This is a genomic window from Rothia sp. 11273D007AR, from assembly GCF_053547255.1.
This window is the reverse complement of sequence record NZ_JBPPWJ010000003.1, coordinates 62,860-86,999: the sequence shown is the minus strand read 5'-3', so window position 1 is coordinate 86,999 and position 24,140 is coordinate 62,860. Positions and strand designations below refer to the sequence as shown.

Below are 24,140 nucleotides of genomic sequence, written 5' to 3'. Positions count from 1 at the left end.
GCCTTCCCCTAGTGTACCGGGGTTAGGTGGCAAGCCGGTTTAGGCGTCTTGGGCGATTTCAGACAGGGCACGGGCTGTCTCAGTCAGGTGCCCCAGCACCGTGGTAGCCCGCTGCGGATCAGTGGCAGCTAGGCTACCGGTTTCGGTCAGCACCAGCTGGTTGAGAAGCTTCTTCCCCAACCCAAGGTCCGACCAGGTGCGCCACAGCCCCCGAGCCAGATCGCCAGCAGGCACCCGGACCAACGGATCAACAACCTCTAGGTAAAGCCCCTTCTCAGCTTCTAGATGGGGTGCCAGTGCCTCCCACGCTGAGGTGGGCTGGCCCGCCATCGATAGCAGGGGGCTAGCAAGCGTAGCCCTCACCTCGGGGTGTAACTTCACATAATCAGTACGGGTGACTACCTGAGCGCCCAAACCCTCTAGCTCCTCGTGTAGGGCCCCCAACAGGGCCACTAGCTCATGACGCGGCACAGCCCGCAGGGTACGGTAGCCACTAGAGGTCGGCAGCTGGCCTGCCGCCACCTCAACCAGCAGGGGCTCTTCTACCTGCACCAGCACCTGCGCACCGGGCACAGCCTGCCGCAGCAGCTTCACCACACCGTGAAAACCAGCCCGCTGAGCCTCGGCAACATCACGCCGAGCACCATAATCTGAGAGGACGCGCTCGCCACTGCTCAAGTAGGTACTGGCAGCTAGGCTCAACGGCCCCAGCAGACGCAGCTTGATGGTTCCGGGGGCAGCCCCGCTTTCCTTCCCCACGGCATCCGCCAGGATATTGATATCAGATTCCAAGAGCGACCTGGCAGCCTCCCCCTCAGCAGCGTAGCCGCCCGTGAGCCGCCAACCTGCGGCGGTGCCGTCCGCGCTCAACCCATCCAGGGCCGCAATCGACCGTGCCAGCAGGGTTGCCCGGTAGCCCCGGTCAGCCAGCTCCGGCAGGTAACTAATATGGGGCTCCCCCAGCTCACCGCGGACACGGGTCACCGCATCGAACACATCGTCCCCTGCCCAGGCGCCCAGGCCGGTAGCCCGAACCGTCAGGTGCTCATCAAAGGTCAGCGGGCTCTCTAGGTCCTTACGAGCAGCCAGCATTTCGGCATCGGTCGGCAAGTACAGGGCAGGGCGAGCAGGCCTCGATACAGGCATAGGGAACTCTTTCTACCACCTACCGGTGGCCGTAGGTTGCGGGCTGAAAATTGAGCGGCTAGGACTTCTGTTCGGCCTCAGCCGCAATTTTCTCGTGATGCCTTATGACCTCAGAAATAATGAAGTTCAGGAACTTCTCGGCAAACTCCGGGTCAAGGTGGGCAGCTTCAGCCAGCGAGCGCAGGCGCTTAATCTGGGCTTCTTCCCGCCCCGGGTCCCCCGCCGGCAGAGAATGCTCAGCCTTGAGGTGGCCGACGCGCTGGGTTGCGCGGAACCGCTCAGCAAGAATATGCACCAGGGCTGCATCCATGTTGTCGATGGTCTGACGCATGGTAAACAGCTCCTCCAATACTGCCGAGTCAACCCCTGTCATCGAGGTGGCGCGGGTATCGAAGTCAGTGTGGGCCTGCACGTCGTGGGCCTTCGGAGTTGTGTTCATGTGTTTAGTCTAAAAACCTCAGGTGCTGTTTGCAGGGGCAAGCCCACAGATTTCACCCTGTGGACTTATCCGGGTGTAGAAGCTTCAAATGGTTCAGCAGCGAGCGCGAGCCTGCATGACCTTACCTAGTTAGCGGTGATGTCGGCCCGGTCAAGGCTGTAGGCCCGGGCAATGGTGGACTGGCCCAGCACGCGAGTGCCCTGGTAAATCACCATGGTCTGCCCCGGAGCAACACCGCGCAGTTTCTCGTGCAGGCGCACCACGGTTTCCAGGCGCAGGGCCCCGGGCTCAGCGGATTCGTCGTCAACTACCCATTCCAAGTGGGCGGTCGAGGGAACGGGGTCTGCGTGGGCTCGCACCTGGGCGGTGACGTCGAAGGACGCCGAGCGGGCACCTTCTGCGGGCTCTTCGACCAGGAAGGCTGCAGCTTCTTCTACGGGTAGACCGGCCCAGGTTTCGCGGATACCGCGGATCTCGTCAATTTCGAGCAGGTCCTTACCGCCCACGATGACCTCGTTAGTCTTGGGGCGGATTTCTAGCACGAAGCGGGGCTTACCGTCGGGGGCAGGGTGCCCAATGGCCAGCCCCTTGCGCTGGCCCACAGTAAAGGCCTGGGAGCCGCGGTGCTTGCCGAGCACGCGTCCGTCCGTGTCCTTGATGTCGCCCTCGGTCATGTCGATGTGCTCTTCGAGCCACTCGCGGGTATCACCCTCGGGAATAAAGCAGATGTCGTAAGAGTCGGGCTTCTTCGCCACCGAGAAGCCACGTTCGGCGGCCTCGGCGCGTACCTCATCCTTGGAGGGGGTATCGGCCAGGGGGAACCAGGCGTGCTTGAGCTGCTCGTGGGTCAGCACACCCAGAACATAGGACTGGTCCTTGGCCCAGGTGGCTGCGCGGTGCAGCTCCCGGTTGCCGTTCTCGTCCGTAATGACCTTGGCATAGTGGCCGGTCACTACCGCATCAAAGCCCAGGGCCACGGCCTTCTCCAGCAGGGCCGCGAACTTGATCTTCTCGTTGCAGCGCATGCAGGGGTTGGGGGTGCGGCCGCGCTCGTACTCGGAGATAAAGTCATCGACCACGTCCTCCTTGAACCGCTCGGAGAAGTCCCAGACGTAGAAGGGAATTCCCAGCTGGTCGCAGACCCGGCGGGCGTCCATGGAGTCCTCGATGGTGCAGCAGCCGCGGGAGCCGGTGCGCAGGGTGCCGGGCATGCGGGAGAGCGCCAGGTGCACGCCGACCACCTCGTGGCCAGCCTCAACGGCGCGGGCGGCGGCAACGGCCGAGTCCACGCCACCGCTCATAGCAGCAAGAATTTTCATGGTTTTAGTCCTACATTCAGTATTAGTTGAAGTTTTTGGGCGGTGGGGCGGGCAGGCAACCCTGGCCGCTGGCTCGGGGCTGGCGTGAATCGGGCGAGCGCCCCGCGCGAGCCCGAGAGGGTCGCGGCCAGGTGCCTGCCCGGTCCACCGTCCTGCCCCCCCCCATGTCCCAGCGGTCGGTCAGCCGCGTCCTACCTCGCCTTATCTCAGGTCTTTTAGTTCCAACGAGCGGCGTCCGGGGCATGTCCTGCCATACCTGCCTTTTTAGCTTGGGCCCAGGCGCCGGGGAGGGCGGTGAGGAGGGCGGTGACGTCATCCTCGGTGCTGGTATGCCCCAGGGTGAAGCGCTGGGCTCCGCGGGCCTCGTCCTCGCTCAGACCCATAGCCAGCAGGACGTGGGAGGGGCGGGGCACCCCGGCGTTGCAGGCTGAGCCAGTGGACGACTCCACCCCTGCCATATCGAGTAGGAAGAGCAGGGAGTCGCCCTCGCAGCCGGGGAAGGTGAAGTGGGCGTTGCCCGGTAGGCGGTTGAAGGTGCCGGTTGCTCGGTCCTGGGCGCTTTCGGGGGCGGCCCCGCGCAGCTGGGCTTCGGGAACAGCGGCGAGGACGCCCTCGATCAGGCGGTCCCGCAGCTCGGCCTGGCGGCCTGCTTCGGCGAGCAGGTTCTGCCCTGCTTCGGCAGCTGCTGCACCAAAGCCCGCGATAGAGGCGGCGTCAATGGTTCCTGAGCGCACGGAGCGTTCCTGCCCGCCGCCGTGGAGTACGGGCATGAGCTGGGCGCTGCGGGTGGCGATGAGGGCGCCGATTCCCATGGGCCCGCCAATTTTGTGGGCTGAGATAGCCATGGTGGTGGCGCCGGATTCCTTGAAGCTCACCGGCAGGGTGCCAAAGGCCTGGACGGCATCCGTATGAAAGGGAATCCCAAATTCTGCAGCTACCGCAGCGATTTCTGCGACGGGCTGCACGGTGCCCACCTCGTTGTTGGCCCACATGACGGTCACCAGGGCAACCGTCTCAGGGCTCTCGCCCACCGCCTGTCGAACCGCTTCGGCGCTGACTACACCGCTGGCGTCCGGAGCTACCCAGCTCACCTCTGCCCCCTCATGGGCCTGCAGCCACTCAACGGCATCGCCCACGGCGTGGTGCTCGATGCCCGAAACAACAATGCGGGTCGCAGCCGGGTTGGCTTCGCGGCGTTTCCAGTAGAGCCCCTTGATCGCTAGGTTATCTGCCTCGGTACCACCGGAGGTAAAGATGATCTCGGCGGCGTCGCAGCCGGCAACCCGCGCGATACGTTCGCGGGCGTACTCGACGGTAGCGCGAGCAGAGCGGCCCGCTGAATGCAGGGACGAGGGGTTGCCGCCAATTTTCATCTGCTCCGCCACGGCGTCGATAGCCTGAGGGAGCATGGGGGTGGTGGCGGCGTGGTCCAGGTAGACCCGGGGCATGGGCGCTGGCCTTTCCGTGGCGATTGGTCAAAACAATTCAGCCTTCCATCATACTCCCCCGCTCTTGGGGCAGGCTATGGACTGCTTCACCCTCTCAACAGCTCCCATCGCGCTTTTATTTCGCGGCGGGCGCGTAAACTGTTGGGGTGTTCAAGATTCTTTTTTATACCCCTGAAATTCCTGGCAATACCGGTAACGCGATTCGTCTTGCTGCTATCACCGGCGCAGAGCTGCACCTGGTCAAGCCCCTGGGCTTTAACTTTGAGGACGCAAACCTGCGCCGGGCTGGCCTCGATTACCATGACCTGGCGGTCATGACCGTGCACGAGACCCTCGAGGACGCATGGGAGGCCCTAGCTCCTGCCCGCGTCTTTGCCTTCACCACAACCGCCAGCACTAACTTTGCCGATATTGAGTATCAAGAGGGCGATGTGCTCATGTTTGGCCCCGAGTCGGTAGGCCTACCCGAGCAGGTACAGAACGACCCTCATGTCACCCAGCGGGTGAAGATTCCCATGGTTGCGGGCCGTCGTTCCCTCAACTTGGCTAACAGCGCCTCAATTGCGGTGTTTGAAGCCTGGCGCCAGCACGGCTTTGCTGGTGGAACCCTCTAGCTGTTGGCGGCATCTCCCAGGGTCACGGTGACCTGCTGGGTAGAGCCGTTGCGCTCAACGGTGAGGGTCACTTCGTCACCGGCTGCTGCCTGGCGGACGGCGGCGGTCAGCTCGGTTGCCTCACTGATGCTGCGCCCGTCAACAGCGGTGACAACATCGCCTGACTTCAGGCCGGCGGCTTCGGCGGCTCCGCCGCTGGTGACCTCCTGAATCAGGGCGCCGTCGCCGAAGGCTTCGGATGAGTCGTTGTTGGCGGGTGAGGTGGAGACGGTCGCCCCTAGCAGGCCGTGGCTGGCTGAACCGTTAGCAATGATTTCCTGGGCTACTCGCTTGGCATAGTTGATGGGAATCGCAAAGCCGACCCCGATATTGCCACTAGCCGAAGAGCTTGATGATTCGGTGGATGCAATTGCCACGTTAATGCCAATAACTTCACCATTAGAGTTGATGAGAGCACCACCCGAGTTGCCCGGGTTGACGGCAGCGTCTGTCTGAATCACGTTAATCGAGATGGTGGTACTTGCACCGGCGCTCTGGCTCTGTTGGCCAGGAATCTCAAACTGGAAGGGAGAGCTGCCGAAGGGGTCAGTGGTGCCGCTACCGGAGTCGGTGGTAGATTCATCGGCTGCCGATGAAGCTACCTCAATGGTTCGTACCAGGTTGGAGACGATACCGGTGGTTACAGTGTTAGACAGCCCCAAGGGGGAACCGATAGCTACGGTGGTGTCGCCGACGTTGAGGGCATCAGAGTCGCCCAGGGTGGCGGGGGTGAGGGTTAGGCCGCTGGTGCTATCGAGCTTAATGACGGCCAGGTCGCTGGTGGGGTCGGTGCCGACCACGGTAGCGGAACGGACGCTACCATCAGCCAGCTGAACTTCAATGGCGGCGTTAGCGGTGGCCCCGTCGAGGGTAACCACGTGGGTGTTGGTGAGGATGTGCCCCTCAGCATCGAGAATAACGCCGGAGCCCGAGCCGGATGCGTTCGATGAGGTTGCTGCGATGGTGACGGTGGAGGGGGTCGCCTTGGCAGCAGCAGCTGTAACAGCGTTGACGGAGTCAGTGTTGTTGACGATGGTGGTGCCCGAGCTGGTGGTTGTGATGCTTGAGGCTGAACCGGTGGAAGTTGCGGCTACTACCCCACCGCCGATACCGCCACCGACCAGGGCAGCAATAGCGACTGCTGCCAGGACGGTACGGGTTGCGTACTTGCCCTTGTTCTGTTCGGGCTGGCCGGCAGAGGCGTAATCACCGGCATAGGTAGCACCGGAGGTAGCGCCTGCGTAGGCGTAGGCCCCGGCGGCAGGAGCCTGCTGGGCAGCAAAAACGGTAGTGGGGTCGTCCTGGCTGGAGGCTCCCCCGGCGGAGGCCGCTACCTGCTGCTGATTCATAGGAACGGTGCGATCAGCGGACGACGAATCGGGAGTGGGTTCCCATGAGTTCTGTGACATCTCAAGCAGCTTTCTTTATAAGGTCTGAGGGTATGCACCGGATTCAGGTGCATACAGTGTTTTCTTAGCTCCCACTATGCGCTAACGGTCTGTGTTGAAGATGAACCGTCCCTGTGTGTTTGCTGTGGGCGCAGAAAGTAGCAGTCTCACCGTGAGCTGAGGGTGAACGTCATCACCGGAGCTGACTTGAACAAGGGTGAGCGGGGCTACAATAGAGCTCAAATACAGCTGACCGCTAGAAGAGAGACCCCATGTCACGCAAACCTGTTGCTTCTACCCTTCTTGCCGCTGCTCTGGCACTCGGGGTTGCACCCGCCGCTCTTGCGGCAGCCCCTTATGATTTGGACGCCGGGGTTCGGGTGAGCGATACAACCTCGGCCCTGGGGAATACAAGCTCGCTAGAGGACGCCATCAGCCAGCTTGCCAGTGACAAACAGGTCAATCTCTTTGTTATAACTATTGATCAGTTTGAAAGCCCTAGCTCCTCTTCAGAGTGGACCAGTGACTTTGCCACGCTTAACAACATGGGCACCAACGACGTGGTGCTGGTCATTGCCACTGAAGCCCGCCAGGCCTACTTTATGGCCGGTTCCACCTCGGTGCTTTCTAACAACCAGCAGGAAAAAATCTATCAGACCTACATCTATCCTGAACTTGCCAACTCCGACTATGCGGCAGCGGCTCGGGCCGCCGTTACCGGTATCGAATCTGAGCTGGGGTCAGGCTCTGTCGTCTCTGGTGCCTCCGGTGTCCTGGCTGGCGGCGCTACTCTTCTGGGCGTAGCCGCTCTGGCAGGCGGTGGAGCCTGGGCTTTGAGCCGCTCACGAGCGTCCGCCCGCAAAAACACCGGCGGTAGCCGCTCCGGGCGCCCCTCTCCCTCCCAGCCCTCGCCCTCTATCGAGGAGCTGCGTACCCGGGCAGGTGCCCAGCTGGTCGCCACCGATGACGCCATCGCCCACTCCCAGCAGGAGGTCGAGTTTGCCCGCCTTCAGTACGGTGATGACGAGGTCAAACCCTTCCTAGCTGCCATAGAAGAGGCCAAGAACCACATGCAGCGCTCCTTCCAGCTGCAAAAACAGCTGGACGATGAAATCCCCGACACCGAAGCTGATCAGCGGGCCTGGTTGAACGAAATTCTTGCCCGCACCGAGGACGCCCAGAAGGCCCTCAACGAGCAGGTTACCAACTTCACCAACCTGCGCAAACTCGAAGAAACCGCGCCCCAGGCTCTCGCTACCCTCAACCAGGGCATAGCCTCAGCAGCCCCGCTCTTTCCTGCCGCCCAGGCGTCCCTCGATCGCCTCGGTACCCTCTACTCCCCCAGCGCCTTCGGGGCGGTGGCAGACAACATCAGCGAAGCCCAGGCCCGCCTCGACTTTGCCCGCCAAGAAGCTACTGAGGCCGAAGAGCTACTGACCAGCCAGCGAAGCCAGGCCATTCTCGCCCTGCGCGCCGGTGAAGAAGCCCTGGGCCAGGCCAAGGGCCTACTGGAATCGATTCACCACGCCGAAACCGACCTGGGCAAGATGGCAGCCTCCCTCGATAACGCCTTGATTTTGGCTGACCGCGACGTTGCCCAGGCCCAGGAGCTAGCCCGCACAGGGGCAGGCAGTAGCAGCCAGCTCTCCGGTGCTGCCGCCGGGGTTCAGGCCGTGCTCGGCCAGATTCGAGCCGAACGCTCCGCCGGACTGATTGACCCCTACCTGCTCAACCAGCGGCTCCACGAAGTACGGTCAGACCTAGACACTGCCCTCGATGCGGTGCGCCAAACCCACGAACAAGAGCGCAGTGCCCGTGAAACCCTGGGCCATACCCTGGTGTCCGCCCAGGCCCAGGTATCGTCAGCCAGCGAATACGTCTGGGCACGACGAGGCGGCGTCAAGGCCGAAGCCCGCACCCGCCTCCGCGAGGCAGAACGCCACCTTACCGAAGCCCAGCAGCTCCAGCACAGCGACCCCATCGCGGCCCTGTCCCACGCCAATGACGCTATCCGCCTCGCAGGGGAAGCCCAGCGCATCGCCCGCTCCGATGTGGACCGCTTCAACCAGCGCAACGGTTACTCCGGCGGCGGCAACTACAACTCAGCCATGCTGGGCGGCATCCTGCTCGGCACCCTCCTCGGGGGCAGCAACCACAGCTCCGGCGGCGGCTTCGGGTCAGGTGGATTTGGCTCAGGCGGCTTTGGCGGCGGTATGGGCGGCGGCACCTTTGGCGGCGGCTTCGGCGGTGGAGGCAGCTGGGGCGACGGCGGAGGTGCCGGGGGCAACTTCTAGCCCACCGGCGTCCGTCCGCCTCTCTCCTCTTGCTCGCACACAGCCCCCTGCCTGTGCACAGGCTTAGTTTTCGCTGACAACGTAGTAACCACCAGGTGTGGCACGCCACTACCTGACCCGAACCTTGACACAATAAAAGAAGGCACAGCAAGCCCGCTCATGCTTTCCTCACCCACCGAAAGGTACCCTCATGGCTAAGCAGACCATTTTCAGCCGTATCGCCCAGCTCACCAAGGCCAATATCAACGCCCTGATCGATGCCGCAGAAGACCCCCAGAAGATGCTTGATCAGATGGTGCGTGACTACACCAACAACATTACCGAAGCAGAACAGGCTGTTGCCCAGACCATCGGTAACCTGCGCATGCTGGAAGAAGACCACGCCGAAGATCTGCGCGAGGCAAACGAATGGGGCTCCAAGGCCCTGGCAGCTTCCAATAAGGCTGACGAATTCCGCGCAGCAGGCGACACCGCCAACGCCGACAAGTTCGATAACCTGGCCAAGATCGCCCTGGGCCGCCAGATGCAGGCAGAGAACGAAGCTTCAGCGATCAAGCCTCAGATTGAGTCTCAGACCGCTGTGGTTGAACAGCTCAAGACCGGCCTGACCCAGATGAAGGAGAAGCTGAACGAAATCAAGCGTAAGCGCGATGAACTCGTTGCCCGCCAAAAGTCAGCTGCTGCCCAGTCCCAGGTCAATGACGCCCTCAAGGCCTTTGACGTCATGGACCCCACCAGCGAAATCTCTCGCTTTGAAGATAAGGTCCGCCGTGAGGAAGCCCGCGTGCGCGGCCAGCAGGAACTCGCGGCATCCTCCCTCGATGCCCAGTTCAACGATCTTGAAGAACTTGGCCGTCAGTCAGAACTCGATGCCCGCCTAGCAGCCCTCAAGGCCGGCAAACAGTAAAAGGGTACTGTGGCGCTGACGCAACAGAGGCCCATACAGAAATAGGGGCCCACTTCTTTAGAAGTGGGCCCCTATTGACGGTAGGCAGGCGAATAAAGGTAGTACAGGTAAGGAAGTCAGCTGACAGCAACGACTACCTGTAGCGGTAGCTAGGACTGGCTCGCCTGAGTGCCAATCTGGCCGGTAATACGGTGGAACAGCATATCGAGAGCAACCACGTTGACTCCCTCGGGAATAATCATGTCTACGTGGCGCTTAGAGGGCTCTACGTGTAGCTCATGCATGGGTTTGACGGTAGTGAGGTACTGGGCCTCAACCGACTCGATGGTGCGGCCGCGCTCAATGACATCGCGGCGCAGGCGGCGCAGGATGCGCACATCGGCATCAGTATCAACAAAGAGCTTGATATCGCACAGGTCGCGAATTTCGGGCTCAGCAAAAATCAGGATGCCTTCGAGGATAATGATGGGCTGGGGTTCAACGATGAGAGTCTCATCTGACCGGTTGTGATCCGCGAAATCGTAGACAGGGGTCTCGATAGTCTGCCCCTCGATGAGGGCTTTAAGGTGGGTCACCAGAAGATCATTATCGAAGGCCTCGGGTGCATCGTAGTTCAGCAGGCAGCGCTGCTCATAGGTGAGGTGGTCGTTGCGCTTGTAGTAGTTGTCGTGATAAATCACGCCCACCTGACCGTCAAACTTTTCAAGCAGGGAGTTAGTCAGGGTAGTTTTGCCTGAGCCGGTTCCACCGGCGATACCGATAATCAGGGGTTTCATGTGAGTGCAGCCCTATAGGTCGAAGTATTACTGCTATCTATTGTGGCATGCTCCCCAGGGGACGGCACCTACCCGGCTTTGTCCCCCAAAATCCTGGCACAGTTTGTCCCCAGTCGCTACCTATACGTTTCACAGGTAAATTTTTGCCAAACTTTAATACCCAGCTTTTTCCCAGATATAGGGCCTACCAGCTCAAACAGGGGGCAATTGAGGAGATGCGACAAGCGGGGGACAAATTTTTTCTCTACAACATGCCCTTTGGGGGACAAAATATGTGTATAGTTGGGTACAGCTCGTACACCACCCCACCAACCATTTGAGGAAGAGCACCATGATTTTTGCAAACTGGGCAACCGACACCTACACCAGCGCTTCGCTGAGCTCTGCCGTCAAGCGCCATTCTTCCCACGGTGGGCTCAAGAAGTTCCACAAGGCTCTGCACATGGCAGATTCCATGGTGCGCGGTGAGACCGTTGTTGATGTAGCCACCGGCAAGTTTGGCAGCTTTGGCGACTCTCTGTTGGTCATCACTAACGAGCGCGTCCTGATTCTCAAGAACTCCTTCCAGGCAGGCAACAGCGTTTCACTTGACCTGCATACACTTGATCAGGCCAAGCTGACCCACCTCCCCTTCCTGGGCAACACCCTTACTATTGACGGCTATCGCTTTAGCCGAATCCCTGCCGACTACACCAGCACCCTGCGAACCCTGCTGGCAGCAGACCTTGCAGGTCACTGGGCCCAGGCAGCCTAAGGCTCTCACCTCAATAAACTAAAGACCGGCCGCACCTTATGGTGCGGCCGGTCTTTTCTTTGTGCCACCACAAGAGGTAAAAGCACAGATGTTTTTATATATCTATCTTTTTTACCCAGCAGGAGCGCCGCAAAAAATCTTAAACACCCAATATTTGTAGACATTCACGTGTTTACTAGGAGCTTTCCCTAGCCCCAATCAAATATCCCCAATTAAAAGATAAATACAGACGTGCCAAATAAAAGTTTTGGTGATACGGTTGTTTCAACAGCTGTTGCAGAATCATCCATAACCTTGCACCACCACTAGAGGAAAACTACCGTGACTACACCTCAGATCCAGCGTCGCACCCTGGCACGCGGAGCAGCCTGGGCAACCCCCGTCATTCTTGCCAGCACATCTGTACCTGCTTTTGCGGCGTCCGCCCCCGTAGTTGAAGATGACTGCACCTACGGAAAAAATTGTTTCTGCCCCCTGGTCCAATGTCTGGCCTTCCCAGGGCAACTTCACCGGTTCTGTAGCTAAAGAACTTGAGTGGGCCGTCTACCCCACCAGTAGCTGCGCTACCGGGCTGCAAGCATTTACTTTCGACAATTCATTACCCAGAGCTCAGGCAGGCAACCCCCTCGCTAACTCAAGCGCAACCGCCAACACCTGGCCTCCGACCTACCCGGCAGGCGGTAAGCCTGATGCTGACATCAACTCAGTGAACGGCATCGATGGTGTAGGCCAGGGAACCATCATTTCTGTAACTATCGAAAACGTTGCAGGTGATGTGGTCTATCGCCCCACTCCTACCGGTAGCGACCGCTTCATTTTTACTAACGGCGGTGCAAGTTACAGCTCCAACGGCACCCGCGGAGTTGGTGCAAACGTCCCCATGATTCGCCTCAACGACGACTTCAAGGGCGCAGACACCACCTATGCAAAGCTCTACAACTACCTGCGTTTTGCAGAAGCTCCTATGGTCACGAAGAACACCATGCACACCTGGGGCTACGGCAACCATTACACCACCAAAGACGGCCGCGACGGCTGGAGCTGGGATATTGAGGTCATGAGCAACATTGCCAACGGTCAGGCCGGTGCCAGCGTGGTGTCTTTCATGACCCGCATGCCGGCAGCTACTTTCGGCGATACCGCCACCACCAGCGGAGCAGTCATTAAGACTCAGTATCGAGTTACCGTAACCTCCCCCTGGGGCGTCGTCAGCTATCTGTCAGCAGGTATCTAATTCTTTTCCATCTCATCTAGTCAACACAGAGTAAGGAGCAGCCTATACCGTGAGTCAGCCTCTCAGTTGTGAGAGAGGCACCTGAAAAAGACGTGCAATAGGCCCGAGCAGGAGTAGTGCCCTGCCCGGGCCTATTGATATATGCACGTTTTATAAAAAGCTAGAACTGCCAGCAGGAGTTGATGCTGGAGAGCCCCTTGAACTGACGATCTAGGAAAATCAGACCGCGGGGGATGCCTTCAAAAATACCGGCAACGTGGGTGACACCTGCCAGGGTATAGAAGGTGACCCGGGAACCCTGCTGGCAGTAGTCGGCTGCCAGCTGACGGTTGGTCTGGTAGGGGATCACGTCATCGCCCCAGGAGGATGCGATAAGGATCGGCACTTCGGGGTGCCGCCCCTGCTGGCCCAGGTTATTCTGCGCCATGATCTGTGAGACCTGGGGGTCGGTGGTCATTTCGCGGGCCAGGGTCTGGCCGCTGGCGGTGAGGGTGCGGGTGTTCTTGAAACCAAAGGTTCCGACGGCGTCTAGGGTGCACTGGTCACGCACTGTCTCAAGGGCAGCCTGCCCTTCGGCTGAGAGTTTGTGGCTCAGGTCGATGCCGTAGCTATCGGCCAGACCCACAACGCCCATCAGTGAGAAACCTGTGTAAAGACCGCCGTCAATGAAGCTGGTAACCGCCTGTAGATTGGCAGGTACAGCGCCTGCGTAGATGCCCTTGAGGTTAAGTTCGGGAGCGTAGCTTGCTTGGAGTTCACCGGCAGATGCCACCGCACCACCGCCCTGGGAGTAGCCCCAGAGGCCGATAGGTGAGGTTGCGCTGCCCAGGCCAAGCTCGGCGGCGGTGGCTGCACGGGCGGCGTCCAGAACTGCGTTGCCCTGGTCTACGCGGTTGAGATAGCTGTGGGTTCCAGCGGTGCCCAGGCCGATGTAGTCGGTAATCACGACGTTGTAGCCAGCGTTCAGCAGGGAGGTGATAACAAGGCTTTCGTACTCACTACCAGCTGCGAACTGGTTGGAAGGTGAGCAGGAGTCCCCGATCCCCTGGGTTCCGGGGGCCATGGCGATGATAGGACGCTCGCCGGGGCCAGCCCACCGTTTAGTGGTAGTGAGTGCGGTACCGGTGACAGCCACAGGGTTGCCCCGGTGGTCGGTGGACTTATACATAATCCGCTGGGCCTGGGCTACGGGGTGGGCAATGACGTTGTTGGCGTCGACCTTGAAGGTGAAGTTTTCCTTCTTGATGAGGGCACCGTTCGCGGTGGGCAGCTGGGCCGGGGCGTCATAGAAATTTTCGCTAGCTAGCGCTTCGGGGGCGTCGTTGTAGATAGCTGCGGGGCTGCTGCCCTCGCTGGTGAGAGCTTCTTGAATGAGTGCTTCTGCTTCTTGCACGGCCTGGCTGTTTTCGGTCAGGGGCGCGGTTTCGGCCGCGTTGGCCGGGGCCATGCTGAGGGCCAGCAGGGCGGTGAGTGAGAGGGCAGTTGCCCGGCGTTTGCTAACGTTTTTGGGCGCGGCGTGGCGCGGCGTGTATTTAGCCATGAGTTTCCCTAGAGGTAAAATGCGAGTGAGGGTGCTGAGAATCCAGCACCCTCAAAGTGTACAGCTAGATAGCTAGGAGCTGAAGACTTAGATGAATGATACACCTCGCGATAAAAAGCCTCTATGGAAACACCTTGCTCCTTTGAATCTCTTAGGACTAGCGCTGGGGCTTTTCATCTACTTCCTGCGACTCCAGTTCAACATAAATCTCTTAGTCAGAAATAGCACTGAAGACATAACTTTCTCCTGGACCGGGCTCTTTCTCTATGTAATACCCTGCGTACTAGCGCTCAATTTTTTGGGCTGGTTCGGCTACCTACAGGAAAATATTAGCGACGATAAAAACTAGCCCAACCCCCTTCCGCAAAACCCACTCCCCTATATCAACTACTAACTGAGTCTCAGCGAGTGTCGATAATTGGATAAACAAAAAGACCCAGTTCTAAAAGAACTGGGTCTTTGTCTTGGTTGCGGGGGCAGGATTTGAACCTGCGGCCTCCGGGTTATGAGCCCGGCGAGCTACCGAACTGCTCCACCCCGCGGCGACTCATATAACTATACGCACTTCATCAACACAGCGCAAGCCAAAATTGGCATTTGTGATGTACTCTACACAAAAGGACGCCACCTGCCCGCTGAGTGCGGGAGGCGGCGTCCTTATCTGCCCAGGGCTGCTACAGCCTGACTCCTAGTTGGAGGGCGAGGGGCTGGGGCTTGCCTCGGTGGTGGCAGTGCCCTCAATACCTTCAGCATCAATGGCGCGCTGCAAAGCCTCGTTCAGGCGGGTCTGGGCTTCACCGTAGGCGGCCCAGTCGCCGGCCTTCATAGCGGTGTCCGCGTCCTGCATCGCCTTGCGGGCATCTTGCAGGGCACCGGTCAGGCTCGCGCTGTCAGTGCTGGTCGCAGTACCGTCAGCTGCCTGAGCGGCCTCGGTTTCGTCGACACCGGCATCGGCAGCGGTTTCAGCACCAGAGGAACCGCTAAAGAGCTCGTCCAGGGCTTCCTCCAGGGTGGGGGCGAAGCCGACCTGCTCACCAAAGCCCACAAGGACGCGGCGCAGTGAGGGGTAGGCGGCATCGCCGGAGGACTGCACGTAGACCGGCTGCACGTAGAGAATACCGCCGCCCACGGGCAGGGTGAGCAGGTTACCGTTGATTACATCAGAAGCACCCTGGCGCAGCAGGTTCAGCTCGGTTGAAACAGCGGTATCTGAGTTGAACACATTCTGAGCCTGGCCGGGGCCGGGAACAACCGACGAGCGGGGAAGCTCAAGCAGGGTCAGCTTGCCGTAGCCTTCAGCCTTTTCGCCGTCCTTACCGGTACCGGCATCGCCATTGGCTGAGAGGAAGCCGTACATGACGTTACGGGTGTTGCTGTCTGACTGCTGGGGGATGAAGCTGGTGGTCAGTGAGAACTGAGCTGAGTCTTCACCCGGCATCTGCAGGGACATGTAGTAGGGAGGTAGGGGGCGGCCGCTGTCATTGGTGGGATCGTTGGGGATCGACCAGCGGTCGTCCCCGTTGTAGAGGCTGCTTGCGTTGGTCACGTGGTAAGCATTCAGAATCTCTCGCTGTACCTTGAAGAGGTCCTGAGGGTAGCGCACGTGCTCAATGAGCGAAGCGCTCATCTCACTGTAGGGGCGCACGGTATCGGGGTAGACCTTCTGCCAGGTCTTCAATACCGGGTCCTGGTCGTCCCAGGCGTAGAGGGTAACCGAGCCGTCGTAGGCGTTTACCGTGGCCTTGACCGAGTTACGGATGTAGTTAACCTGCTGGCTAGGCAGGGCCTGGGTTACGCCGGATGCGGTCCCTGAATCAGAGGTCGCATTATCAAGCTGGGCTGCCTGCGAGTAGGGGTACTGGTTACTGGTGGTGTAGGCGTCCACAATCCAGAGCACCTGGCCGTCGATGATAGCCGGGTAGGGGTTGCCGTCTACGGTCAGATAGGGGGCAACCTTCTTCACGCGCTCTGAGGGGTCGCGGTCGTAGAGAATCTGGGATTCGGGGCGGACAGCATCCGACAGCAGGATGTCTGAGGACTGGAACTTAATGGCGTAGGCCAGACGGTTGAAGGCGTTACCGATGACGGGGCCGCCGTTACCGCTGAAGGTGTACTTGGCGTCCGCGCCGCTCTCGTCGTCAGCCGTCTGGGGGCGGTCAAGTTCTAGCGGTTCGTCCTCGGCGGTGCCACCCACGATGGAGTAGTCGGGTGAGCTCTGGCCGAAGTAGATACGGGGCTCGTAGTCACCACTAATGGCACCGGTTGCCTGAATGCCCGATTGGATGAACTTGGGCTTACCGTCGGCTTCAACCTGGTTGCCGTAGGCGGCGATGACGCCGTAGCCGTGGGTGTAGACCACGTGCTGGTTAACCCAGGATGACCCGGCGTTCTGGTCGGGGTTCAGTTCACGGGCAGCGATAACGGTATCGGTCTCAGTTCCGTCAATGGTGTAGCGGTCCACTGAGAGGTTCTGCCCAAACTGGTAGTAGGGGCGGAACTGCTGCAACTGGGCAAAAGCACCGGAGACCACGTTGGGGTCGAGCAGACGGATGTTAGAGATGGTCTCACTCTCACCGCGCAGGGCACCTGCTGCGGTGGAGGTGGTGGCGTCGTAGTTCTGAACGTCGATCTGGTCCAGGCCGTAGGCGGCGCGGGTAGCGTCGATGTTGCGCTGGATGTAGGGGGCTTCTGCGGCCTGTTCGTTCGGTACGACCTGGAAGCGCTGTACAACCCAGGGGTAGATGCCACCGGCGACCAGTGAAGCAATCACTAGTACGGCGGTGCCGATGATGGGCAGACGGAAGTTCCCGCGTACGGCGGCCAGGACGAAGAGGGCTGCGACTAGCAGGGATGCGATTGCCAGAATCGCGTTGACCGGGATGATGGCGTTGACGTCGCTGTACATGGCACCGGCCCAGGAGCCGGACTGATCCTGGGTTGCGTTGTAGCGGGCCAGCCACAGGGTGATGCCGCGCAGCAGAATGAAGAGAGCACCGAGCACTGCGATGTGGCGGCGGAAGTGCACGGTGGTGGTGATACCGCGCTCCCCCACTACGATGCCGCCGTAGAAGTAGTGCATGACCAAAGCTGCCATCGCTGAGAAGATAATGGCGGTGCTCAGCAGGCCGGTCACCACGTTGAGGAAGGGCAGGGTAAACATGAAGTAGCCCAGGTCGCGACCGAACTCGGGGTCTGTGGTACCAAAGCTTTCGCCCTGGAAGAAGAGTAGGACGGTCTCCCACTGGGTCATCGCCCCACTGCCGACGAAGGCGCCCAGAAGAACCGGCACAGCAATCAGAAGGACCTTGCGCATGCGCTCAATACCCTGGCGGTAGCGCTCCATGTTCTGGTTGAAAAGGTCCTGCATATCGCCGTAGGGGTCGGGCACAGGGTTGCCGTTGGCATCCACTCGGGGGCCGGCAGGACGACGGCGGGGACTGGGAGTCTGTAGTTGGCCGTGCCTATAGGCGTAGAAGAGGCTGGCCCAGACGGCGATACCTACAACGATACTTGCAACCAGGAAGACGGCACCGCGGGTCAGGTTTTGGGTGATGAAAACCTTGAGGTAGCCCAGCTGGTCATACCAGAGGACGTCGGTGTACACCTGGGTTGCAAAAACAAAGGCTACGACCAGGGCGGCAATGATTGCCACGGTCACGGTCAGCGGCCGGTTGCTACGTTGAGGAGCGCGTGATGATGAACGGGGAGGGGTGCTTCCGGTACTCACGGGTATCCTTTAGTTGTGTTTCATGTCTGCCGCAAAGGTGCGGCCTGTGTGGTGGGTGACGCCGCACAGTGGGCGACGCTACATATAAGACACTATTTTGCCAAAGAAAGCTGTGAGTTTCGAGAGTAGGCTTAGCATTTCAGCTCTGGGGTGACCAGCCCCGCCCCTTATGAACAGGTGGGGAAGGTTGCGGGGTCTTCACCCTGGCCGATGCGGGTCACCGCATCTACCGCTTCATCCAAAGTTGATACCTTGATGACGTTCAAGCGCCGAGGCACGTTACCGACCACTTCATCGCAGTTATCCGCCGGGGCCAAGAAAACCGTAGCACCGGCGTCCGTAGCTCCCCGCATCTTTTGTTCAATGCCGCCGATGCTGCCTACGGTGCCGTCCGCGTCGATGGTGCCGGTTCCGGCAAAGTGAATACCGCCGGTCATCTCACCCTCGGTCAGCTCATCGATAATGCCCAGGGCAAACATCATGCCGGCCGACGGACCACCCACCTCTTCTAGGCCGTAGTTGACGGTCATGGGGAACTCAAAAGAGCGGGCGATGTACAGACTAAGTACATAGCGCTGCCCCTGCTCATTGTAGGAGGGGGTGACGGAAACGTCCTGTTCGCTGCCGTCGCGGGTCACGGTGAGGGTGACGGGCTGCCCGGCGGACGCGTTCACCCGCTCAGTCAGGTCGGTGTAGCTTGCCAGCGGCTCACCGTTGAGAGCGGTAATCACATCATCCTCCTGGAGGACGCCTTGGCTGGGGCCACCTTCAACGGCACCTGACACCGTTAAAATCTCGGTATAGTCGATGCCCAACTGGGTGAGGGCAGCCGCCTGAGCTACCTCCTGGGAGTTGGTCATATCGGCACTATTCTGCGCACTGACCTGTTCACTGGTCACTGAAGGAGCATAGATCAAATCGCTGGGCAGTACCGCGGTAGAGTCTTCCAGCCAGGTTGCCAGCGCTCCAACCGCAAAGAGAGAAGTGTTGGGTCCGCCTGCAACCGATACCGTGGTCATATCGAGGTTGCCGGTTACCGGGTAGGTCTGGGCGCCCTCAATCTCAATGAGCGGCTTACTATCGAACTCACCGATGGTGTTGAAGGTAGGGCCGGGTGATTCGGTCACGAAATCAACCGGGATTACCAGCGAAAACATCGACAGGCCTAGGGCCCCCACCGCGCTCACCGTGCGCAAATCAGCCCGACGTTCACGGGGGCGGGCACCTGCTTTGTCCCTCTTCGAAAAAACCATAGGACTAGCCTACTAGCAAAATCGCCCAGCCCAGCCCACTCCCCAGTAAATTCCCACTTGGCTCAGGGCTAAAAGCATCCCGGGGTACGCGACGAGGTCGGTAGGCTAGTGAGAAACAGTAGCGGCGGGCGCCGCAGCCCCCTATTGAAACGAGGCAGAACGTGACCAACAACCCCTACGACTCAGCTGGCCGTGACCCCCTTGAAGAGTTCCTCAAGAAGCTACAGGAGCAGGGGTTTGATCCGTCAGCCATGAACGGGGCCACGGGCTTCGACGCCGATGCCCTCAAAAACATGGGTATCCCCCTCGACCCGGCCATGCTCTCGGGCATCTTCGCCCAGGTCAATTCCATGATGAGCGCCCAGTCTAGCGACGACCCCGTCAACTGGGACATGGCCAAGCAGCACGCCCGCCAGGTACTGGCCATGGGCGAAGACCCCTCGGTGACTTCATCCCAGACAGGCGCGGTCCGTGATGCTGCTGCCCTGGCAGATCTCTGGCTGGACCCCGTGACCATCTTCGAGCGTCCTGCCTTCGGTGTTGAAGCCTGGGCCAAAGCCGAGTGGGTTGAGAACTCCTTTGCCACCTGGAAAGACATCGCTGGCCCCGTTGCCGAAGAAGTCTCCTCCGCAATGACCTCCTCTATCCAGCAGCAGATGCCCGAAGAAATGGCCGGCATGCTCGGCGGCGGTAATCTCTTCGCTGGTCTCGGCGGCATGATGTTCGGTATGCAGATGGGGCAGGCTATCGGCAAGCTCGCCGAAGAGGTTGTCTCGTCCACCGACATTGGTATCCCCCTGGCCCAGGGGCGCTCAGCCCTGCTACCTGCCGGTGTTGCAGCCTTCGGTGAAGGCCTAGAAATCCCGGCCCAAGAGGTCATGCTCTACCTTGCCGTGCGAGAAGCTGCCCTGATTCGCCTACACAAGACCAACCCCTGGCTGCGTGAAGACATCATCGACCTTATCAAACGCTTCTCCCGAGGTATCCGCGTTGATATTGAGCGTATGCAGGCAGCTGCTAACGACATCGATTTCGACCCCTCAAACCCCGAAGCCATGATGGACGCCTTCGCCGGCGACATGTTCAAGCCCCAGCTCACCGAAGACCAGCAGCTGGCCCTTGACCGCCTCGAAGCCCTGCTGGCCCTCATCGAAGGCTGGGTCAGCCTCGTCACCGAGCAGGCCACCAAAAACCTGCCCATGGCCCCGCAGCTGGCTGAAACCATGGCCCGCCGCCGCGCCACCGGCGGCCCCGCAGAGCACGCTTTCGCCCAGCTGGTTGGTCTTGAGCTGCGCCCCCGCAAGATGCGCGAGGCCCTTGCCTTCTGGCGCCGCTACGAAGAAAACCACGGCTTCGAGGCCCGTGACCAGCTCTGGGAGGGCCCCGAGACTCTACCCACCGGTGAGGATCTGGATGACCCCGCAGGCTTCACCTCCCGCCGGGCCCTGCTCAACGCCAGCGAGGACGAGTTCGACGCGGCCCTTGAAAAACTTCTAGCCGGCGGTTACGAGGAGCCCACGGAAGGTACCGAAGGCAAAGACAAAGAATAAAGAGGCACGGGTCTAGGGAAAAGTCTTCTCTAGGCCCTTCCTGCTTGTTGCGCCCGCTGCCCAAAAGTAACACCTTCCAAAAAGCCCCGCGCTTTCTCAAGGTGGGGGTAGCGGGCTTCAAGGGCCCTAAAAGCCGGTGAATGGTTGGACTCCAGAAAATGGCAGAGCTCGTGAAAAATCACTGAATCCAGGGCGTACTCCGGTGCGCCCTGAAGTGTATGCGAGATGCGAATCGTGCGCTCAGCAGGAGTAGCTGAGGCCCAGCGCTGCTTCTGGTTGGTGACCCACCGGATAGAGAGCGGTTCTGGGGCTTCCGGCAGATAGGTGGCTCGCAGGTAGTCAGCTCGCTCCCGCAAAAACTCATCGAGGGCACCCCGCTGGGCACCGGCGTCCTTACGCGCGCGTCGGGCCTCTACCTTAGGTAGCATGCGGCGCAGGTAGTCCTCGATCTCCCTGTCGGTGGAGGTGGCGGGGACCATCAGGCGCAGGCGTCCGCCCTGGTTCGGTGGAGCTAGCTGCACCGTGCGGGTACGGCGGGTAGAGCGCACCACCTCAATCTCGGGGCGGGACGCCGTTGCCGGCAGAATCTCACGCGAAATAGCCACTAAACCCCCTTGGGAGCGATGTCGTTGATAAAGCGGGAGCGTTTGCGTCCCGCCCGTCCGCCGGGGGTGCGCGAGCGCGACCAGCTAAGGGTCAGGTAGGAGCGGGCGCGGGTAATTCCGACGTAGAAGAGACGGCGCTCTTCATCTACCTCGTCGCTAGTTTGGGCGAAGGAGATGGGCATAAGGCCCTCGTTAAGGCCGCAGAGGAAGACGGCCTCCCATTCCAGGCCCTTGGCTGCGTGCAGGGATGCGAGGGTGACGCCGTTGAGGGAGGGAGCATCGCGGTGCTGGGAGCGCTGGATGAGCACGGCGACCAGCTCGTAGAGGGTGAATTCGGGGGGCAGGTCGGTGGCGCCGTTAGCGGACGCCCGCTCCCGCGCTTGCCTGCGCTCGTCGGCGAGGCGGTCGGCAAGGGACACCAGGGTTTCAAGGGACTCCCATCGGGCTCGTTCCTGGCCGGAGCGCTGGGGGGCTTTGGCTGACCAGCCCAGGTTTTTGAGGTTATCTCTCACGAGCTGGGTGACGCTGTCGGTGGCTTCAGCGCCCTTGGCTGCGCCCTGGAGCATGCTGATAGCGGCTCGGACTTCGGGGCGGTCAAAGAACTGTTCTGCGCCGCGAAGCTGATAGTTGATTCCGGCGTCGGTGAGGGCCTGTTCCAGAGCAGCTGACTGGGAGTTGGTGCGGTAGAGCACGGCGATATCGGCTGCCGGGACGCCCTCTTTGTCGATGAGGTCCTTGATGTCTTCAGCGATACCGATTGCTTCTTGCTCGTCATCGGCGTACTCAAACCACTCGGGTTTAGCCCCGGGCTCTCGCTGGGAGACCAGCTGCAGGGGCGGGGCCCAGGAGTAGCGGGTGGAGTCGGGCATCTGACGGCGGGCAGCTAGCAGGCGGTTGGCCAGGTCGACCACCTGCGGGGTGGAACGGTAGTCACGCACCAGCTTGACCACGGTGGCACCCTCGAAACGGGTGCGGAATTCGAGCAGGTGGCGGCTGGTTGCACCGGCGAAAGAGTAGATGGTCTGGGAAGCATCGCCCACCACGCACAGGTCATCGCGGCGCCCCAACCAGGCATCCAGTAGGCGTTGCTGCAGGGGGGAGACGTCCTGGTATTCGTCCACCACGAAGTGGCGGTACTGCTGGTGAATCTGGGCGGCGATATCGGGGTTTTCCTCGATGATGGCGACGGTCAGCAGCAGGATATCTTCAAAGTCGATGACGTTGCGCTCGTCCTTAAGCTCCTCGTAGGTGCGCAGCAGGCGCACCATGTCGATGGGGCTGATATCTGCCGGCAGCTCCCGGTGGGCCAGGTGGGGCATGAGGGAATCGGCCGTGAGCATAGAGACCTTAGCCCACTCGATTTCACTGGCGAGGTCGCGCACGATGGCCCGGTCGGTAGCCAGCCCTAGGCGGCGAGCTGATTCGATGATGAACTGGGACTTGTTCTTGATAATCTCGGGCAGGGCTCCACCGATGGCCTGGGGCCAGAAATAGCGTAGCTGGGCGAGGGCTGCTGAGTGGAAGGTACGGGCTACGACCCCGGCTGCACCCAGTTGGCGCAGGCGCACTTTCATCTCTTCGGCTGCCCGGTTGGTAAAGGTGAGAGCCAGGACAGCCCGCGGGTTGTAGCGGCCGATGGCGATACCGTAGGCGATGCGGTGGGTGATGGCCCGGGTCTTGCCGGTACCGGCACCCGCCATCACGCACATGGGCCCAGCCAATTCGGTAGCCACCCGGCGCTGTTCGGGGTCAAGCCCCTCAAGGATAGTCTCGGGGTTGGGGGCAGACAGGGTAATGGGCTGGGCCCTGAGCTTATCGTGAATCATGGTGCTTCTCCCCTACCCTCGTATGTTCTTGCTGGCCGCGTGCGGCCACGCCAGCTATCTAGTCTACCGCCCAGCAGGTCCCAGGGGCTGCCCCAGCCAGAACTCGATCAGGCGGCGGGAAATAGAGCTTGGCCCGGGTAGCTGCACAGCGCCTGACCGGTGGGCGTCAAGGAGCTCTGATCGGCTGAACCAGCGGATTTCCTCAATCTCAGCTCCATCGGCTTCAACCTGGTCGGGGTTTGAGATTTCAGCAAGATAACCGCACATCAGCGACCTGGGGAAGGGCCAGGGTTGCGACCCCAGATACTTCAGCGAAGTAACCAGCCCGCCACACTCCTCGTAGACCTCGCGCAGGACAGCGGTTTCGAGGGCTTCGCCGCCCTCAACGAACCCGGCAAAGGTAGAAAAGCGCCCTTTCCCCCAGGCCCGCGCCTGCCCCAGCAGAATCTTGCTCTCTCCCCCAGTCTCAGCGGTAACGGCTGTGATAACGGCGGGGTCAGTGCGGGGGAAGAGCTCTCTACCCTCTTCGGTGACCCGCACCCAGCCGCCGCGGGTAGCGAAGGTGGGGGCGCCCGTCCGCGCATCAAAACCAGAGGATCCATGCCAGGCGCTCAAGGACGCCGCAGCCGCCAGCACCTCGCCCCAGGCGAAGGCTGCCCCCTGCCCCTCATAGGCGTAGGCAGCGTAGTCGCGTATGCTCACCCACTCGCCGCCCGAGCGGGCAGCTACCACCTCAGCGAGGGTTTGCTCCTGGTTTTCAAAGCCCTGGAGGTTCAGAGGCGATTCTCCCAGGTCTGAGAAGCGGTCAAAGTCAGCCAGGATTACGAGCACGGGTTGTTCGGTTGTCTCCCCCTTCTGTGTAGGTGCGGACGCCGTTACCCGGCTTCCTGCGAAGATGAGGGTTGGGTGCTGGTGACGGTCGCGGGACGTGTAGTCGAGTACAGCTTCAGTATGCAGATCAAAAACCTGCGCTAGGTCCAACGGTTCTAGCCCCTGGCCGGTCTGGTGAACCAGCACCTTGCCCCGGTCAACTGCCAGCAGGGCGGGGCTAAGAAGCCAGGGGTAAAGGTCGCTGGGTGTTCTATCTGTGGTGTCTTGCCCGCCCGTCAGGACCTGCCCCAGGTGCGCGAAGAACCCTGGACGCTCCCGCACGGCGCCGCTGGTTCGCACCCGGTCAGTAGTCAGCGGTAACCGCCCCAGGGGCGAAAACCAGCCCTGCCCGCTCGTGCCGGGTGCTGCGTCCGTATCGTCCTGCGAACTAGATGCCGACAGATTAGTCAT

Annotated in this window: 18 protein-coding genes and 1 tRNA gene; 6 read left to right on the top strand and 13 right to left on the bottom strand. The window is 60.7% G+C overall.

Annotated elements, in window-relative coordinates; genetic code table 11:
• Positions 1-39: 39 nt before the first annotated feature.
• The 4 genes from ACED88_RS02460 to ACED88_RS02445 form a co-directional block, all read right to left on the bottom strand.
• Complete coding sequence (locus tag ACED88_RS02460) at positions 40-1,146, bottom strand: hypothetical protein (protein WP_449108620.1); 1,107 nt, start codon at positions 1,144-1,146, stop codon at positions 40-42.
• A gap of 58 nt (positions 1,147-1,204) precedes the next feature.
• Positions 1,205-1,585, bottom strand: coding sequence for a chorismate mutase (locus ACED88_RS02455; RefSeq protein ID WP_449108619.1), 381 nt, complete (start codon positions 1,583-1,585; stop codon positions 1,205-1,207).
• 125 nt (positions 1,586-1,710) lie between these two features.
• Positions 1,711-2,904: a tRNA 2-thiouridine(34) synthase MnmA gene (gene mnmA, locus ACED88_RS02450; protein ID WP_449108618.1), complete on the bottom strand. Its 1,194-nt coding sequence runs from the start codon at positions 2,902-2,904 to the stop codon at positions 1,711-1,713.
• 215 nt (positions 2,905-3,119) lie between these two features.
• Entirely contained in the window at positions 3,120-4,352 is a 1,233-nt protein-coding gene (locus ACED88_RS02445; RefSeq protein WP_449108617.1) for a cysteine desulfurase family protein, read from the bottom strand.
• 146 nt (positions 4,353-4,498) lie between these two features.
• Here ACED88_RS02445 and ACED88_RS02440 point away from each other — a divergent pair, with 146 nt between their 5' ends.
• Complete coding sequence (locus ACED88_RS02440; protein WP_449108616.1) at positions 4,499-4,966, top strand: tRNA (cytidine(34)-2'-O)-methyltransferase; 468 nt, start codon at positions 4,499-4,501, stop codon at positions 4,964-4,966.
• Here the strand turns inward: ACED88_RS02440 and ACED88_RS02435 are convergent.
• A complete protein-coding gene (locus ACED88_RS02435; protein ID WP_449108615.1) occupies positions 4,963-6,414 on the bottom strand; it encodes a S1C family serine protease in 1,452 nt (483 codons plus the stop codon). The two genes, ACED88_RS02440 and ACED88_RS02435, sit on opposite strands and share 4 nt — an antisense overlap.
• Before the next feature lie 251 nt (positions 6,415-6,665).
• Here ACED88_RS02435 and ACED88_RS02430 point away from each other — a divergent pair, with 251 nt between their 5' ends.
• Both ACED88_RS02430 and ACED88_RS02425 read left to right on the top strand, forming a co-directional pair.
• Positions 6,666-8,687: a TPM domain-containing protein gene (locus tag ACED88_RS02430; RefSeq protein ID WP_449108614.1), complete on the top strand. Its 2,022-nt coding sequence runs from the start codon at positions 6,666-6,668 to the stop codon at positions 8,685-8,687.
• Positions 8,688-8,877: 190 nt separating this feature from the next.
• A complete protein-coding gene (locus ACED88_RS02425) occupies positions 8,878-9,594 on the top strand; it encodes a PspA/IM30 family protein (protein WP_449108613.1) in 717 nt (238 codons plus the stop codon).
• A gap of 149 nt (positions 9,595-9,743) precedes the next feature.
• Here ACED88_RS02425 and udk read toward each other — a convergent pair whose 3' ends face one another.
• Entirely contained in the window at positions 9,744-10,370 is a 627-nt protein-coding gene (udk, locus tag ACED88_RS02420; protein ID WP_449108612.1) for a uridine kinase, read from the bottom strand.
• A gap of 331 nt (positions 10,371-10,701) precedes the next feature.
• Between udk and ACED88_RS02415 the strand changes: the two genes are divergently transcribed.
• The gene (locus ACED88_RS02415; protein WP_449108611.1) at positions 10,702-11,124 is read left to right on the top strand and encodes a hypothetical protein; all 423 of its coding nucleotides are present in this window, start codon (positions 10,702-10,704) and stop codon (positions 11,122-11,124) included.
• A 439-nt stretch (positions 11,125-11,563) separates the two neighbouring features.
• Positions 11,564-12,358 carry a hypothetical protein gene (locus ACED88_RS02410; RefSeq protein WP_449108610.1) on the top strand — a complete coding sequence of 265 codons (795 nt, stop codon included), beginning with the start codon at positions 11,564-11,566 and terminating at the stop codon, positions 12,356-12,358.
• A gap of 160 nt (positions 12,359-12,518) precedes the next feature.
• On the opposite strand, the gene ACED88_RS02405 is transcribed toward ACED88_RS02410, so the two are convergent.
• From ACED88_RS02405 to ACED88_RS02390, 4 genes are all read right to left on the bottom strand, one after another.
• Positions 12,519-13,898, bottom strand: a complete 1,380-nt coding sequence (locus tag ACED88_RS02405; RefSeq protein ID WP_449108609.1) for a lipase family protein — start codon at positions 13,896-13,898, stop codon at positions 12,519-12,521.
• A 465-nt stretch (positions 13,899-14,363) separates the two neighbouring features.
• A tRNA-Met gene (locus tag ACED88_RS02400) sits at positions 14,364-14,440 on the bottom strand.
• A gap of 146 nt (positions 14,441-14,586) precedes the next feature.
• The gene (locus ACED88_RS02395) at positions 14,587-17,625 is read right to left on the bottom strand and encodes a UPF0182 family membrane protein (protein WP_449108608.1); all 3,039 of its coding nucleotides are present in this window, start codon (positions 17,623-17,625) and stop codon (positions 14,587-14,589) included.
• Positions 17,626-17,792: 167 nt separating this feature from the next.
• Positions 17,793-18,878 (bottom strand): YlbL family protein, encoded by a 1,086-nt coding sequence (locus tag ACED88_RS02390; protein WP_449108607.1) that lies wholly within the window; start codon positions 18,876-18,878, stop codon positions 17,793-17,795.
• 161 nt (positions 18,879-19,039) lie between these two features.
• On the opposite strand from ACED88_RS02390, the gene ACED88_RS02385 reads away from it, so the two are divergent.
• Positions 19,040-20,428, top strand: coding sequence for a zinc-dependent metalloprotease (locus ACED88_RS02385; RefSeq protein ID WP_449108606.1), 1,389 nt, complete (start codon positions 19,040-19,042; stop codon positions 20,426-20,428).
• A 29-nt stretch (positions 20,429-20,457) separates the two neighbouring features.
• Here ACED88_RS02385 and ACED88_RS02380 read toward each other — a convergent pair whose 3' ends face one another.
• The 3 genes from ACED88_RS02380 to nudC form a co-directional block, all read right to left on the bottom strand.
• Positions 20,458-21,033, bottom strand: coding sequence for a M48 metallopeptidase family protein (locus ACED88_RS02380; RefSeq protein ID WP_449108605.1), 576 nt, complete (start codon positions 21,031-21,033; stop codon positions 20,458-20,460).
• A complete protein-coding gene (locus ACED88_RS02375; RefSeq protein ID WP_185174401.1) occupies positions 21,033-22,859 on the bottom strand; it encodes an ATP-dependent helicase in 1,827 nt (608 codons plus the stop codon). Before ACED88_RS02375 ends, ACED88_RS02380 begins: the two co-directional genes overlap by 1 nt.
• A gap of 63 nt (positions 22,860-22,922) precedes the next feature.
• Complete coding sequence (nudC, locus tag ACED88_RS02370) at positions 22,923-24,140, bottom strand: NAD(+) diphosphatase (protein WP_449108604.1); 1,218 nt, start codon at positions 24,138-24,140, stop codon at positions 22,923-22,925.